This is a genomic window from Bartonella machadoae, assembly GCF_022559585.1.
GTDB lineage: Bacteria > Pseudomonadota > Alphaproteobacteria > Rhizobiales > Rhizobiaceae > Bartonella > Bartonella machadoae.
Genome location: NZ_CP087114.1, coordinates 1,632,501 through 1,647,530, shown reverse-complemented (window position 1 = coordinate 1,647,530; position 15,030 = coordinate 1,632,501). Strand labels below are relative to the sequence as shown.

The following is a 15,030-nucleotide window of genomic DNA, read 5'->3' as shown; positions in this document are numbered from 1 at the left end:
TTTTGATGTCTAAAATTTATTTTACAGAAGATCACGAATGGCTCAATGTTGAAGGACAAGTCGTTACTGTTGGCATTACGCATTATGCGCAAGAGCAGTTAGGAGATTTGGTTTTTGTTGATTTGCCAAAACAGGGAACACAACTTACCAAAGGAGATGCTGCTGCTGTTGTCGAATCGGTGAAAGCAGCTTCAGATGTTTATGCACCTCTTGATGGTGAAGTGGTTGAAATCAATGAGGCTTTGGCAGATAACCCTGAACTGGTAAACCAGAAAGCCGAAAAAGAAGGTTGGCTCTGGAAAATGACATTGCAGGATGAAACGCAACTTGAAGGGTTGCTGGATGAGACTGCTTATAAAGCACTGATTGGATGAGTGTTATGTTAGAGCGTCATTTTTTTTCTCGCCATATTGGACTTCGTCCCGATGAAATGCAAAAAATGCTTGATGTTTTAGGGGTTGATTGTATTGATACGCTCGTTTCTCAGGCGGTTCCCCATTCTATCCATTTAGGGCGTTCGCTTAATCTACCAAAGGCAGCAAGTGAAGGGCAGGCCTTGGAAGAACTCGCCAAAATGATGGGGCGTAACCATGTGCATAAAAGTTTTATTGGGCAGGGATATCACGGAACTTTTGTGCCTCCGGTTATTTTGCGAAATCTTTTTGAAAATCCCGCTTGGTATACCGCTTATACACCCTATCAGGCAGAAATTAGCCAAGGTCGTTTGGAACTTCTCTTTTATTTTCAGACATTGGTGAGTGAACTTACTGGTTTGCCTGTTGCAGCCGCTTCACTTCTCGATGAAGCAACGGCGTTAGCTGAAGCTGTTGCGGTAGCGGTACGCTTTGCTCGTGAGAAAAAAACAAAGATTTCTCTTCACAGTCTTTTGCATCCTCAAACTTTGAGTGTGGCACAAACACGTGCTGAAACACAAGGGATTCAAATGAACCAAGATGGTGAAATTTGTTCTAATACAGCGGCAATTGTTTTGTCTTGGCCAGATACAAAAGGCTTTTTTAACGATTATAGTGAAGTCATTAAAGAGGCAAAGGCAAAAGGTGTTCTGGTGATTGTTGTGGCGGATCCTTTGGCGCTCACCCTTATGGAACCACCTGCGCAATGGGGGGCGGATATTGTTGTTGGCTCTATGCAGCGTTATGGTGTTCCGATGGGATTTGGTGGTCCACATGCTGGTTATCTTGCGGTCAGTGATGCGCTAACACGCCTTATTCCAGGGCGGATTGTTGGTCAATCCGTTGATACAAAAGGGCGCGTTGGTTTTCGCTTAGCATTGCAAACGCGTGAACAGCATATTCGACGCGATAAAGCGACGTCGAATATTTGTACAGCACAAGCTCTGTTGGCAAATATGGCAACAGCTTATGCTGTTTGGCATGGTCCACAAGGCTTACAGGAAATTGCCCAACGGATTCATCTTTTAACATGCCGTTTTGTTGCTGGTTTAGAAGCAGCAGGCGTTCATGTTGAAGGGGAAAACTTTTTTGATTGTGTCAGCATTTTTATTAAAGGAAGAGCCCAAGAGATTGCACGTCAAGCAAAAGCTGGTGGGCGTCTTGTTCGTCTTCTGGATGATGACAGAATTGTCATCAATTTTGATGAGTTATCAACAGAAGAAGATGCTCAAGCTTTGGCAGAGCTTTTTGGTGCAAAATTGGTCGATCAAGTTTCTTCACGCCTTTTAGGGAAAGGGCGTGATGGTGCTTTTCTTTCACAGCCCTTTTTTCATGCCGTTCACTCAGAGACAGAGATGATGCGCTTTTTGCGTCGTTTGTCAGATAAGGATTTGGCCTTGGATCGGGCAATGATACCGCTTGGTTCTTGCACAATGAAGCTTAATGCGGCAGCGGAATTGATGCCTGTAAGTTGGTCTACGGTTGCTAATATCCATCCCTTTGTGCCCAGAGAGGATGCAATGGGTTATAGGGAAATGATAGATCAATTGAATGCGTGGTTGTGTGAAATTACAGGGTTTGCGCAAGTTTCTTTTCAGCCAAATTCTGGTGCTCAAGGTGAATATGCGGGGCTGTTGGCAATTCGCAGATATCACCAATCGCGAGGAGAACAGCAACGTACAGTTTGTCTTATTCCCGCATCTGCGCATGGTACCAATCCTGCTTCTGCGCATATGGCGGGGATGGAAGTGATTGTGGTGAAATGTTTGAGTGATGGCGATGTTGATGTTGATGATCTCAAAATGAAAGCACAATTGCATAAGGATCGCTTAGCAGCTTTGATGATCACTTATCCTTCAACCCATGGTGTTTATGAGGAAAGTATTAAGGATATTTGCTCTGTTATCCATGAAAATGGAGGGCAAGTTTATTTTGATGGTGCTAATCTCAATGCACTTGTTGGGCTTGCGCGTCCGGCAGATATTGGGGCGGATGTTTGTCATATGAACCTTCATAAAACCTTTGCTATTCCCCATGGTGGTGGTGGTCCTGGTGTGGGGCCGATTGGTGTCGCAGAACACCTCAAACCATTTTTACCAGGTCATGAACAAGAGGGGACAACGCATGCTGTTTCGGCTGCTCCTTATGGAAGTGCCTCTATTCTTGTGATCACCTGGATGTATATTCGTATGATGGGGGCTGATGGATTGAAATATGCAACACAAACAGCAATTTTGAATGCCAATTATATTGCTGCGCGCCTTTCAAAGGCTTATGCTATTCTTTATCGAGGAAAGCATGGACGTGTTGCGCATGAATGTATTGTTGATACCCGCATATTGAAAGACCAGTATGGGGTGAGTGTTGATGATATTGCAAAACGCTTGATTGATTACGGGTTTCACGCACCAACAATGTCTTTTCCTGTTCCTGGTACTTTGATGATTGAGCCAACGGAATCAGAACCAAAAGTAGAGATTGATCGTTTTTGTGATGCTTTGCTTTTGATTGCTGAAGAAGCTAAAAAAGTTGGTGAAGGTGTTTGGCCCAAAGAGGATAATCCATTGGTTAATGCGCCACATACATTGATAGATACGGTAGATGACGCTTGGGAACGACCTTATTCGCGACAAGAAGCTGCCTTCCCTCATTCCTCTCTTGATCCAGCAAATAAATATTGGCCTCCTGTTTCTCGTATTGATAATGTTGCGGGAGATAGAATGCTTATTTGTTCTTGCCCGCCATTGGGAAATACATATTAAATTTATTTATCATGGTAACGTCAAAAGCCTACACAAAATGTGTGGGCTTTATTATTGATTGATATTCGTTTTTCTTGGTTTGTTTATGTTTATGCGCTATATAAGCCGGCATCATCATACTCTTTGCCAACCCCCAATGTTGCGACAGCTCTTGCTATTTAGACGATTCATAAGAGGCATTTTTGCTCCTTTCTTTAGAGTTTTTATCCACATGACAGCCCCGCTTATGGCGTGCAGAAACATAGTTTTGATTGATTCAACATAAGAGAATTTGAGATGAGAGAATCTGACAATATTTGGGGGTCTCATTCAATAGGTAAAACAATAAATTATCTTTATAAATCAATATCTTGTATCTTTTAAAAATGAATAATATTTGCGCTCTTTATTTTTCTTATGTTTTTGTTTTTAAGCATAATGTCTTATGAAGAGAAGACAGGGTTCGAGGTACGGGGAATGCCTCTTTGTTCACCATGAAGAAATTTTCTAAAAAGGTGTACAATACCATCTTCTAAAATGGTGGTTGTCATCACTTTTAAATACTACCCTCCTGTTTTCCATATTGATAATGTTGCGGGAGATAGAATGCTTATTTGTTCTTGCCCGCCACAGGAAATATATATTAAATTTATTTATCATGGTAATGTTAAAAGCCTACACCTTCTGTGTGGGATTTGTTATGAGTTTGTTTATGTTTATGCGCTATACGCTTTAAAAAATGGATGATATTTGTGTCCTTTGTTTTTTTACGCCATGGTGCATAATATTTAATGAAGAGAATGACAGGGTTTGGGGGATGGGAATGCCTCTTTGTTCACCATGAAGAAATTCCTTAAAAGGGTGTACAATATCATCTTCTCAAATGATGGTTATCATTACTTTCTTTAAAGCATGCTAAATGTAAATGCGTTTATAGCGTGAACCTAAAGAAGTTAGAATTTCGTTGGGGATAGTGTCGGCATCTGTCGAGAGTGTTTCAAGGGTTTGATGCGCGCCAATCAGTTCTATCCAATCACCTCTTTGAGGTTTTGTATGGAGATCTGTCGTATCAACAATGATGGAATCCATAGAAATGCGTCCGACAATAGGAAGCTTGTTTCCGTTAAAATAAACACTCCCTTTATTAGAAAGAATGCGTGGCAAGCCATCGGCATAGCCGATAGAAACAGTGATAAGCGTGCTTGGTCTATGGGTAATGAAAGTTTCTCCATACCCAACGGCGCATCCTGCTTCAACAGTGCGGCTTTGAAGAACTTGGGCCTCAAGCTTTAAAACAGGTTTAAGAGGCGTTGAACGTTTTCCACGGGGATCAACTCCGTAAAGTGCTATGCCTGGACGAACAAGGTCAAAATAAAAATCATTGCCAAGAAAAATACCTCCAGAATTAGCAAAGGAAACTTTGCAAGCAGGCAATTGTGCAAGAATAGTTTTGAAAGTAGCCAATTGTGTATAATTGGATAAATGCGTGTTATCCTCTCCATTAGAGAGGTGACTGAGAATATATTTTATTTCTGCTTTTTCAAAAATTGTCGGGTGTTTGATGAGTTTTTGTACCTCTTTTTTATCAAGTCCTAAACGGTTCATATTGGTATCAATCTGCACAATGGCGGGAAATCTTTTATCCTTTTTTTGACAGACTGTTTGCCACTCTTCGAGTGCATTCCAAGAATTCAGAACAGGAATAATTCCTGCTTCAGCTACCATTTCTTCTGTCTTGTGTGGAATTCCGTTTAGAACAATAATCGTGACATTTGATGGTAATATGGTTTTTAAATGCAGCGCTTCTTCGGTTTTGGCAACAAAAAAAGTGCGGCATCCAGCCTGATAAAGCGCAGGAGCAATTTTGTTAACACCCAACCCATAGGCATTTGCTTTCACAACCGCAGAGCATTCAGTGGGAGAAACACGTTGGGATAACGTTGTATAATTTGCAACAATAGCACTCACATTAATGGTTGCCACAGCTGTAGAAGGAAATAATGCATTTGTTTCATCATTTATGAATTGATTCATTTTAAAATCCTCTCTCGAGTCAATGAGGCATGAAGTTTCTTAATGATTGTTGCGTATAGGTTCTTATGATATGCGGAGAAAATGCAAAAGAGTGTTTATTACGCGTAAAATCATGAACAGTTTAGACGGAGTTTATCATAAAAGCTACCTTTTGAAATAAAATGCTTTTTTTTTGATACACTATGGAGAGTTTTTGCTGTGTGCGGCTGTGATATATAATGGTAAGCAAGTTTTTTGTTTTCTGGTGCCTTATGGTGAGGTGTATATTGATAAAAGCTTCTCATTCTTAAAGGAGTTGTTGAGAAGGTTCAATTTTGTGTTCATCATGAGGGGTCTCCATTCTATCAAAGATATCATTTTTAGGTGCTGTGAAGTTAAGAATTTTATATGTTGAGAATAATGCGCATTATTGGTTACGCGTAGCAAGTAATGATGGTGTTGTATGTGTTTTATTCTTAATTTCTTTCATGTTTATTTTGTTAATTTTGCAACAAAAATGTTGATTGTGTGATTTATGTTTTAAGAGAAATATTGGCAGATCGTTCTGTGGGCGTTATATCATGCTCAAAATCTTAAGTTTATGTTCAATAAAAGGCGAGGAAGAGTTTATGAATAGTTTTGCTTCTCATGTTCAGTCAAACATTGACAGCGGTTCATCAAACTTTCCGATTCCTGAAAATGTGTTCGCGCTTGTTGTTCAAGAAGTGTATCATTACACAGACCGTTTGTTTAAGTTTCGTCTGAACCGTCCGGAATGTTTTCGTTTTCGTTCAGGTGAGTTCGTTATGATTGGTTTGCCAAATGCAGAAAAGCCAATTTATCGCGCCTATTCAATTGCAAGTCCATTTTGGGATGAACAGCTTGAATTTTTTTCAATTAAAGTTCCAGGAGGTCCGCTGACAGAACATCTCCAAAAAATTAAAATTGGTGATACAGTTCTCATGCGTAAAAAATCTACGGGAACATTGGTTCTTGATGCTCTGGCTCCTGGAAAGCGTCTTTATCTTCTTTCAACGGGGACAGGGGTTGCACCCTTTGCAAGTCTTATCCGTGATCCTGAAACCTATGAAAAATTTTCTCAAGTGGTTCTTATTCAAACAACCAGAGAGTGTAATGAGCTTGCCTATGCAAAAGAGCTTGTTGTGTCTTTACAAGAAGATCCGCTTATTGGTGAATATGCGCAACAGTTGAAATTTTATCCCATGACTACGCGTGAACCTTCTGAACATATGGGGCGTATTACGACTGTTATGGAGAGCGGTGCTTTTTTTGAAACGACAGGTTTGCCGAAAATCAATCCTGATGAAGATCGCGTAATGATTTGCGGTTCTATGGCAATGCTAAAAGATTGTGCACGGATGTGTGAAGCCTTTGGTCTTGTTGAAGGGGCAAATAATGCGCCCGCCACTTATGTTGTGGAACGCGCTTTTGTCGGATGAGAGAAGCGTTGTGATGTCGCTTCTTGGGAAACGGTGTTTTTTTGAAACGACAGGTTTGCCGAAAATCAATCCTGATGAAGATCGCGTAATGATTTGCGGTTCTATGGCAATGCTAAAAGATTGTGCACGGATGTGTGAAGCCTTTGGTCTTGTTGAAGGGGCAAATAATGCGCCCGCCACTTATGTTGTGGAACGCGCTTTTGTCGGATGAGAGAAGCGTTGTGATGTCGCTTCTTGGGAAACGGTGTTTTTTTGAAACGACAGGTTTGCCGAAAATCAACCCTGATGAAGATCGCGTAATAATTTGCGGTTCCATGGCAATGCTAAAAGATTGTGCATGGATGTGTGAAGCCTTTGGTCTTGTTGAAGGGGCAAATAATGCGCCTGCCACTTATGTTGTGGAACGCGCTTTCGTAGGATGAGAGAAGCGTTGTGATGTCGCTTCTTGGAAACGGTGCTTTTTTTGAAACGACAGGTTTGCCGAAAATCAACCCTGATGAAGATCGCGTAATAATTTGTGGTTCTATGGCAATGCTAAAAGATTGTGTAAGGATGTGTGAAGCCTTTGGTGTTGTTGAAGAGGCAAATAATGCATCTGCCACTTATGTTGTGGAACGCGCTTTTGTCGGATGAGAGAAGCGTTGAGATGCTGCTTCTTGGAAAGCATTGTAATCTCTGAAATCGGTATACAATCTCATTTAGGCAAAATATGAAGTTTTAAAGGTGCAAACCACTCACCATCTTTACCATCATTTTTTAATTCAGCTTTACGGCTTTCAAAAGCATCTACAGCAATATCTTTTAAATAATACAGATTACGCATTGTTTCATGTTCTTTAATGGGGTCACGGGCCTCATGTAAAATAGACCACCATTTTGTTGCACATTCACGAGTTTGCTTTAAAGAAACCTTTCTTAAAGCACTCAAGCCTATTTCACGTTGGCGTCCGTAAATGGTATAGCGATAAAGCCATTGAGAACCACCATCTTTGCGCTTATGAAGGTGCAAGCCGGCGCCATTATACTCTTTACCAGCCACGAATGTTGCGATAGCCCTTGGTATTGAGACGATTTATAGGAGGCATTTTTGCTCCTTTCTTTAGAGCCACATGCGATAATCCCGCTTATGACGTGCAAATAAATGATTATGATTGATTGAACATAAGAGGATTTGAGATGAGAGAATCTTAGGATATTCGGGTCTCTTATTCAATATGCAAAACAATGAATTATTGTCATAAATGAATATGTTATCGCACGGTTTCTTAGGAAACGGTGCTTTTTTTGAAATGACAGGTTTGCTGAAAAACAGCCCCGATGAAGATCGGGTAATGATTTGCGATTCTATGGCAATGCTAAAAGATTGTGCACGGATGTGCGAAGCCTTTGGTGTTGTTGAAGGGGCAAATGATGCACTCGCACCTTATGTTGTGGAACGCGCTTTGGTAGGATGAGGGAGCTGTTGTGCTGCTGTTTGTGCTAATGCGCTGATAGCATCCCAATCCCCTGCTTTGATAAGCTGTTGAGGAGCTATCCAAGATCCCCCAATGCAGAAGACGTTAGAAAGTTGGAGCCATTGTGCAGCATTTTTTTGTGTAATGCCGCCTGTGGGACAGAACTGAATTTCAGAAAAAGGGGATGCTAAAGCTTGCACAAAGGCAATGCTTCCTGCTGCTTGAGCAGGAAAAAATTTAAGATATGAATAGCCTTTTTCTAGTGCTTTTATACATTCACTTGGTGTCACTATGCCTGGGAGAAAGGGGATTTTACTGTTTTTTGCACAATCGATCAATGCGTTTGAGAAGCCGGGGCTTACGATAAATTTTGCTCCTGCACGTTCAGCTTGTTCGTAGTGTGCATTGTTGAGGATTGTTCCTGCTCCAACAATAGCTTCAGGCACTTCTTGTGCAATTGCTTTTATTGCATCGTATGCATTTTTCGTTCGCAATGTGATCTCTATTGTTTTCAATCCACCTTTGACAAGAGCACGTGCGAGGGGTATTGCGTTTTGTAGATCGTCAATGCGCAAAACAGGGATGACAGTTTGTTCTTGTAGCAGTGATAAAAGGTGATCTATTTTTTGGCACATGGTCTTCTTTCTTTGAGAGATAATATTGTTGCTATATAGTTTGATTAAGCACAATATGTTAAAGAGTCGATGAATAGATCTTGAAATTGAATGAAACGCGCGTTATGGCAAAACTTATGGAAAAGAATTTTAAAGTTGCTGCACTTTATTGCTTCGCTGATTTGAAGCATTATCGTCAATTACAGAAGCCTTTGCTGGATTTATGCCAAGCAAATGGCATCAAAGGGACTCTGCTTTTAGCACAAGAGGGTATTAATGGAACCGTTGCGGGGGCTGATGCTGCAATTAAGACATTAATCAATTTTATTACCGCGGAACCAGCATTTCAAACGCCGGAAATTAAATATTCATGGGCGTCAAAAATGCCTTTTCATCGAATAAAAGTGCGATTGAAAAAAGAAATTGTAACCATGGGAGTTGAAGGTATTGATCCGTTAAAGGTTGTTGGTACTTATGTTGAGCCTGAAGATTGGAATGCTCTTATCCAAGATGAAGAAACAATCTTGATTGATACACGCAATGATTATGAATATGCACTTGGCAGTTTTCAAGGAGCCGTTGATCCACGGATTAAAACATTTCGGGAATTTCCTGAATGGGTGCGCAAACATGAAGCTGATTTGAAAAAGAAAAAGAAAGTAGCCATGTTTTGCACAGGTGGTATTCGCTGTGAAAAATCAACTGCTTATGTTCGTGAGCTTGGCTATGATCAGGTTTATCATCTCAAAGGTGGTATTCTCAAATATTTGGAAACTGTTCCAAAAGAAGAAAGTTTGTGGTGGGGTGAGTGCTTTGTTTTTGATGAGCGTGTTTCTGTTGGGCATGGTCTTGAAGAATGTGGGCGCGAATTATGTCGGGCATGCCGTTCCCCTATCAATGCTGAAAGCAAATTATCACCTCATTATGAGGAAGGTGTCTCGTGTGATTCTTGTTATAACACGCGAAATGAAGATGATAGGCAGCGCTTTCGGGAGCGTCATAGGCAATTCCAACTTGCAAAATTGCGTGCAGTTCAGTCTCATCAAGGTTCATAAAAATATCGTCCTTTAAAGCCTAAAACTTTCACTTTTTGTCGTGAAAAGAGAAGGTTTTCAATATAAGCATAAAAACTTTTTATAAGGCTAAGTCGTTTTTTAACTTTTTGTCTGGTGTATAAAACGAAGAGGTTGATGGAGAGATATAAATCCGCGCTATGCTTTTTTATCCGGTATCCTTGATCTTATAATATTTGATTTGTTGCAAATGTCTTACATTCTGAAACAGAAAAATTTATGCAATGAAAAGTGGACAGTTTAATCGAGGGGGTGCGTTTTAAAGAACTGTTTAGAATGCTATAATATATGGTGAATGCGCTGTTAAATATAGAATGAGTGTAAAGGGGGAAATGGGATGATAGTGTTAGCTTTATGATTTCATAAACATAACAAGGATGTTGTCCAACGGATTTTGTGTTTCTTTTCCAGAGATGAGGGGGGAAGAGAGAATGAGAAATCCAAAACAAAGAGGTTCTCTTAACGGCAAGATCGTAAATTGGCAGTTAAATAATGTGTTTTTCGATGAGGATTGTAATGTCCTTAAAGGAGATAAGGTTATTTGTCTGCTTATGAGGGGTGTTACTTTTTTGCATCATTTTGTCTTTAAAAATTAAAAAATGTTTAAAATTAAAAAAATGATTGAAATGCATAAAAATTGGTCTTATATGCAATCTTGCCCAAAGTCGCACGTGCCTGTGGGTGTCCGCTGGTTCTCAAATGGTGAGATTAACCGGTACGGTACCTGGAACTAACCGCTCCAGTCATTTTTTTGGCCAACCAGAAGAATGAGGACATCTTGAAGCAACGACGGTGCGGGCCTTTCTGGTGTCTTTCAGCTGTCCAAACGCTGAGGTAACTATAGAGGCACACCTCATTGCCTTCAGTGCGGAAGTGGTTTTCTCAACTCCAATCAAAAAGGCAGATAAAGTAGAATAACGCGGTTTTCGCGCTGTTCCTTCGCTGTATACAATTCTGTTTTCTTCCTGTTCTTTATCATCAGGGTTGAGAAGGCGGTTGTATGCTTTTCGTCTTTTGGTTATTGGCGGCTCTATGCTGTCCAAATAGAGAGGAAGGGATGCCTTCCCCTGAGGAGAATTGCAAATGGCAACGCAACGTATTCGTGATTTTCTTGCAAAACATCATTCTGAAGGACCATGCTTAGTTGTTGACCTTGATGTTGTTCGTGAAAATTATTTAAATTTTGAAAAAGCTCTTCCTCAGTCTCGCATTTTTTATGCGATAAAGGCAAATCCTGCTCCTGAAATTTTGCGCTTACTTGCTTCTTTAGGATCGTCTTTTGATGCCGCTTCTGTTGCAGAAATTGAAATGGCGTTAACAGCAGGAGCGACACCTGATCGTATTTCTTTTGGAAATACCATAAAAAAAGAGCGTGATATTGCGCGTGCATATGCATTGGGTCTTTCGCTTTATGCGGTTGATTGTGTTGAAGAAGTAGAAAAAATTGCGCGTGCTGCTCCAGGGGCTCGCGTGTTTTGCCGTGTTCTGACTGATGGAAAAGGGGCAGAATGGCCATTGTCACGTAAGTTTGGTTGTGTTCCTGCCATGGCGGTTGATGTTTTGCGTCGGGCACATCAATTAGGTTTACAAGCCTATGGTGTTTCTTTTCATGTAGGGTCTCAGCAGACAGATTTGAACGCATGGGATCGTGCTTTATCCGATGCTGCTACGGTCTTTAAGCATTTGGAACAAGAAGGGATTTTATTAAAGCTGGTTAATATGGGAGGGGGATTTCCAACGCGTTATTTGAAAGATGTCCCTACTGAACAAGCTTATGGTACGGCTGTTTTTGATTCCTTGAAAAAGTATTTTGGCAATCGTATTCCTGAAACGATCATTGAGCCAGGGCGTGGAATGGTTGGGAATGCTGGTGTTATTCGGACAGAAGTTGTGCTTATATCCAAAAAAGCGGATAATGATAATGTCCGCTGGGTTTATCTTGATGTTGGAAAATTTAATGGTCTTGCTGAGACAATGGATGAAGCTATTCGCTATCCTATTGAAACACCCCATGATAATACGGAAATGGAGCCTTGCATTTTAGCCGGTCCAACGTGCGATTCGGCAGATGTTCTCTATGAGAAAACACCTTATCTCTTACCTTTATCTCTGACGGTAGGGGATGCGTTGTTGATTCATGGAACGGGTGCTTACACGGCAACTTATGCTTCTGTTGCCTTCAATGGTTTTGAGCCTTTGCGGTCTTATGTGATTTAAGTTTCTTATCTAGGATAATAAAGGTATAGTGAGGGAACAAAGGTATAGTGAGGTATGTGTAAAAGATGAGTATGATACATTTTCAAACAAAAAATGGTGCGCTTTTTACACTTGCTTGTGAGCAAGAAGCGGATAAGCCATACCGGGAAAATTTGCTCGATTTAGCTCTAGGAAAGGGACGTAAGCGTAAGTCATCAGAAGCTTTACGGCGTGGGCGTTTGGCGGCGTGTGGGTTGTCCTTTGTTGTCAAAAATGCACTTGGAGAGCTGGTGGGGAGTGTCCGGCTTTGGCATGTTCGGTTTAAAAAAGAGCAAAATGGTGCACAACATGCTTTACTTTTAGGACCTTTGGCTGTTTTAGAGGAATATTCCGGTATGGGGATAGGATCTGTTCTTATGCAGCATGCAATTAAAAAGGCAAAAGAATTAGGTTATGGGGCTATTTTGCTTGTGGGCGATTGTGACTTTTATCAACGTTTTGGTTTCTCAAGCAGTTTAACAAAAAATTTGGCAATGCCGGGTCCTTATGAAAAGCATCGTTTTCAGGCGTTGGAATTGATACCAGAATATCTTTCTGGATGTTACGGTACTTTGGTCTCTAGTGGAGAACGAGAAAAATTAAACCGCTTTCAGCATCATAAAGTCGCTTAAAGGTTTTATTTGCCAACAGAAATGGCTGTAGAGATGCTTTTTCTTTGTGGTAAAGTTTTTTATAAGATGCAAAGTTTAAAGATGGATTTATAGTCTATCAGACTTTTTTCATTTTTGAAGTCTTTAATCATTTCAGTTGTTTATTGAGGGACTTTGCGTTTTTAGATGGCTGTAGCAAAAACTTTGCGTTATTCTTTATCAATATTTTTACAGAGTTTTCCAGTTAATGGGGGCTAAAAATCTCCCATTGGAGTTAGGATTTTAAGTCAAGCCCTCTGAAAATACTATAAAACTTGGTTTTTGGAGTCATTGGTCTGTTTTATAAATGACAGTGGGCAAGAAGATGCGCTTTTTTGTGATGATTATCGATGCCTCTATAAATATCTAGATAAGTTTATCCTTCCAGAGTTTGTAAATAAAATGGTTATTCCTCAAGCGGAGAAGGCTAGAGTTAAGTATGTTTTTGCTGAAGCATTTTCTGGTCTATAAAACGCGGGGAGATATCCATTTTTTGTATTTTGCATTAATATATGAATGTGTGTCTACCTAATCATATGAGGGGTAGGGGGCGCAAATATTAGGTATTTTCAAGATCTTGACAACGTTCATAAGGTTAAGCTCAGTGACCTGAAGGGGTGTCGGTGAGAGGTGGTATTTTTTTGAGAAAAACGGTTATGAATGTTAAGATGATAAAAATGATGGTTATTATAAAAAAAACATCGCTAAAAGCCATAATTGTTGCTTGTGTGCGTACCATACCAAACAATTGAGAAAGAGTAAGAGTATACGAATCAAAGGTTTCTGTTTTGAAAAATAAAGTAAGCTTTGAAAGCATTTCAGTTGCTTGTCTGTTTGCGTAATTAAGCGTTTCGGCTATTCTTTCATAATGGAAGTCTGTCCGTTTTGTCATGAGAGTGCTGATAATGGCAAGCCCTACAGCACCACCTAGATTCCGTGTGAGATTAAACAGTCCAGAAGCGTTTTGCATTCGTTCTGGCGGAAGTGTCCCCAAGGCAATATTATTAACAGGAACCATACATAACATTACAGAAGCACCACGGAAGACTTGCGGCCAAAAGAGCTGCCAAAAGTCCCAGTTATCTGTGATAGAGCTTGCCATCCAAGTGCCTATTGCAAAGCCGAAAAGTCCTATTGCCATCATTAAACGCGCATCCATTCGTGCTGAAAGAAATCCAGCAAGCGGAGCAGCTAATAACATGACAAATCCTGAAAGAAATAATGTTTCTCCAATCATGAGGGCATCATAATGGCGGATTTGGCTTAAATAGACAGGATAAAGATATGTGAGTCCATAAAGACCTATTCCTAGCGCAAAGGAAAAAATGGATGCAGCTGAAAAATTAAAATTCGAAAAAGTAGAAAGATCTACAATGGGTTCTTTTGCTGTAAAAGCGCGCCAGAAGAATAAGGCTGCAGCAAGAATCATGATAATGAACAAATCCCGAATCATCCTATCATTTAGCCAATCATGACGTGCTCCTTCTTCTAGAATATATTCCAAAGTTCCCAAGAAAGTAGCCATAGAAATGAGGCCTAACCAATCAAATTTCTTTATCAAAGAAGGATCTGCTTTATCAAAATCAATTAATTTCCAAGCGAGAATTGAGATAATAACCCCGCAGGGGACATTAATGAGAAAGAGCCAATGCCATGATGAGATGTGACAGAGATAGCCGCCCACTGTTGGACCAATGGTGGGTGCTAATGTTGCTATCAGTCCGACGATAGGGGTGACAATAGGGCGTTTTGAAGGTGGAAAAAGCACATAAGAAGCGACAAAGACGCTCGGAATAATACCTCCACCAATAAAGCCTTGGAGTGCTCGGTACACAATCATTTCTTCAATCGATGTTGCTGTTGCGCAAAGAATAGAGGTAATCGTAAATCCGATAGCTGATATGCTAAAGAAAACACGTGTTGAAAGCAATCTTCCTAAGAATCCAGAAAGTGGCAACATGATAACTTCAGCGATCAAATAAGAGGTTTGAACCCATGAAATCTCTTCAGAGCTTGCTGAAAGACCAGCCTGAATTTCAGCTAAAGAGGAGGAAACAATTTGAATATCCAAAATCGCCATGAACATGCCAAAAGACATAGCTATGAAAACCAAGATTTTTTCGATTCCTACGTGTTCTTGAGAGTGTGTTGACTCGGGCATAGAGATGTCTCGTGAGGATCATTGATTGTTTGTTATAAGAGGTCTTTCTCTTGCGACTTTGTACGTGTGTCAATTTCTACCGAAACACTCATTCCTGCTCGAATACGCCCTGTTTTTAAGACGTCTTCTGGAATAGAGATGCGGACAGGAATACGTTGAACAATTTTCGTAAAGTTTCCGGTAGCATTTTGTGGTGGCAAGAGAGAGAAAACAGCT

Annotated in this window: 11 protein-coding genes and 5 pseudogenes (1 of these 16 cut by a window edge); 11 read left to right on the top strand and 5 right to left on the bottom strand. The window is 40.4% G+C overall.

Annotation, left to right across the window (positions count from 1 at the left end; genetic code table 11):
- The first annotated feature begins 5 nt into the window (after positions 1-5).
- Both gcvH and gcvP read left to right on the top strand, forming a co-directional pair.
- Positions 6-374, top strand: a complete 369-nt coding sequence (gene gcvH, locus LNM86_RS07960) for a glycine cleavage system protein GcvH (RefSeq protein WP_241437242.1) — start codon at positions 6-8, stop codon at positions 372-374.
- 5 nt (positions 375-379) lie between these two features.
- Positions 380-3,175 carry an aminomethyl-transferring glycine dehydrogenase gene (gene gcvP, locus LNM86_RS07955; RefSeq protein ID WP_241438962.1) on the top strand — a complete coding sequence of 932 codons (2,796 nt, stop codon included), beginning with the start codon at positions 380-382 and terminating at the stop codon, positions 3,173-3,175.
- A gap of 894 nt (positions 3,176-4,069) precedes the next feature.
- On the opposite strand, the gene alr is transcribed toward gcvP, so the two are convergent.
- Entirely contained in the window at positions 4,070-5,188 is a 1,119-nt protein-coding gene (gene alr, locus LNM86_RS07950) for an alanine racemase (RefSeq protein ID WP_241437241.1), read from the bottom strand.
- 608 nt (positions 5,189-5,796) lie between these two features.
- Between alr and LNM86_RS07945 the strand changes: the two genes are divergently transcribed.
- The 4 genes and pseudogenes from LNM86_RS07945 to LNM86_RS07930 all read left to right on the top strand — a co-directional run.
- A complete protein-coding gene (locus tag LNM86_RS07945) occupies positions 5,797-6,627 on the top strand; it encodes a ferredoxin--NADP reductase (protein ID WP_241437240.1) in 831 nt (276 codons plus the stop codon).
- A gap of 34 nt (positions 6,628-6,661) precedes the next feature.
- A pseudogene (locus tag LNM86_RS07940) lies at positions 6,662-6,838 on the top strand (ferredoxin--NADP reductase); the annotation flags it as partial.
- Positions 6,839-6,872: 34 nt separating this feature from the next.
- Positions 6,873-7,049 (top strand): annotated as a pseudogene (locus LNM86_RS07935) (ferredoxin--NADP reductase); the annotation flags it as partial.
- 28 nt (positions 7,050-7,077) lie between these two features.
- A pseudogene (locus LNM86_RS07930) lies at positions 7,078-7,260 on the top strand (ferredoxin--NADP reductase); the annotation flags it as partial.
- Positions 7,261-7,324: 64 nt separating this feature from the next.
- Here the strand turns inward: LNM86_RS07930 and LNM86_RS07925 are convergent.
- Positions 7,325-7,712, bottom strand: a pseudogene (locus LNM86_RS07925) (Arm DNA-binding domain-containing protein); the annotation flags it as partial.
- 186 nt (positions 7,713-7,898) lie between these two features.
- Between LNM86_RS07925 and LNM86_RS07920 the strand changes: the two are divergent.
- A pseudogene (locus LNM86_RS07920) lies at positions 7,899-8,081 on the top strand (ferredoxin--NADP reductase); the annotation flags it as partial.
- On the opposite strand, the gene eda reads toward LNM86_RS07920, so the two are convergent.
- Positions 8,051-8,716, bottom strand: coding sequence for a bifunctional 4-hydroxy-2-oxoglutarate aldolase/2-dehydro-3-deoxy-phosphogluconate aldolase (eda, locus tag LNM86_RS07915; protein WP_241437238.1), 666 nt, complete (start codon positions 8,714-8,716; stop codon positions 8,051-8,053). The pseudogene LNM86_RS07920 and the gene eda overlap by 31 nt on opposite strands.
- Positions 8,717-8,832: 116 nt before the next feature.
- On the opposite strand from eda, the gene trhO reads away from it, so the two are divergent.
- From trhO to LNM86_RS07895, 4 genes are all read left to right on the top strand, one after another.
- Entirely contained in the window at positions 8,833-9,750 is a 918-nt protein-coding gene (gene trhO, locus LNM86_RS07910) for an oxygen-dependent tRNA uridine(34) hydroxylase TrhO (RefSeq protein ID WP_241438961.1), read from the top strand.
- Positions 9,751-10,851: 1,101 nt separating this feature from the next.
- Positions 10,852-11,985, top strand: a complete 1,134-nt coding sequence (locus tag LNM86_RS07905; protein WP_241437237.1) for a type III PLP-dependent enzyme — start codon at positions 10,852-10,854, stop codon at positions 11,983-11,985.
- A 65-nt stretch (positions 11,986-12,050) separates the two neighbouring features.
- Positions 12,051-12,635, top strand: a complete 585-nt coding sequence (locus LNM86_RS07900) for a GNAT family N-acetyltransferase (RefSeq protein ID WP_241437236.1) — start codon at positions 12,051-12,053, stop codon at positions 12,633-12,635.
- 309 nt (positions 12,636-12,944) lie between these two features.
- Complete coding sequence (locus tag LNM86_RS07895) at positions 12,945-13,124, top strand: hypothetical protein (RefSeq protein ID WP_241437235.1); 180 nt, start codon at positions 12,945-12,947, stop codon at positions 13,122-13,124.
- Between the two features lie 130 nt (positions 13,125-13,254).
- On the opposite strand, the gene LNM86_RS07890 is transcribed toward LNM86_RS07895, so the two are convergent.
- Positions 13,255-14,814: a DHA2 family efflux MFS transporter permease subunit gene (locus LNM86_RS07890; RefSeq protein WP_241437234.1), complete on the bottom strand. Its 1,560-nt coding sequence runs from the start codon at positions 14,812-14,814 to the stop codon at positions 13,255-13,257.
- A gap of 32 nt (positions 14,815-14,846) precedes the next feature.
- On the bottom strand, positions 14,847-15,030 hold the final stretch of the coding sequence (locus tag LNM86_RS07885) for an HlyD family secretion protein (RefSeq protein WP_241437233.1). Its footprint extends 893 nt past the window's final position; 184 of the gene's 1,077 nt are visible here — the last part of the coding sequence; its start codon lies off the right edge, out of view; it ends in the stop codon at positions 14,847-14,849.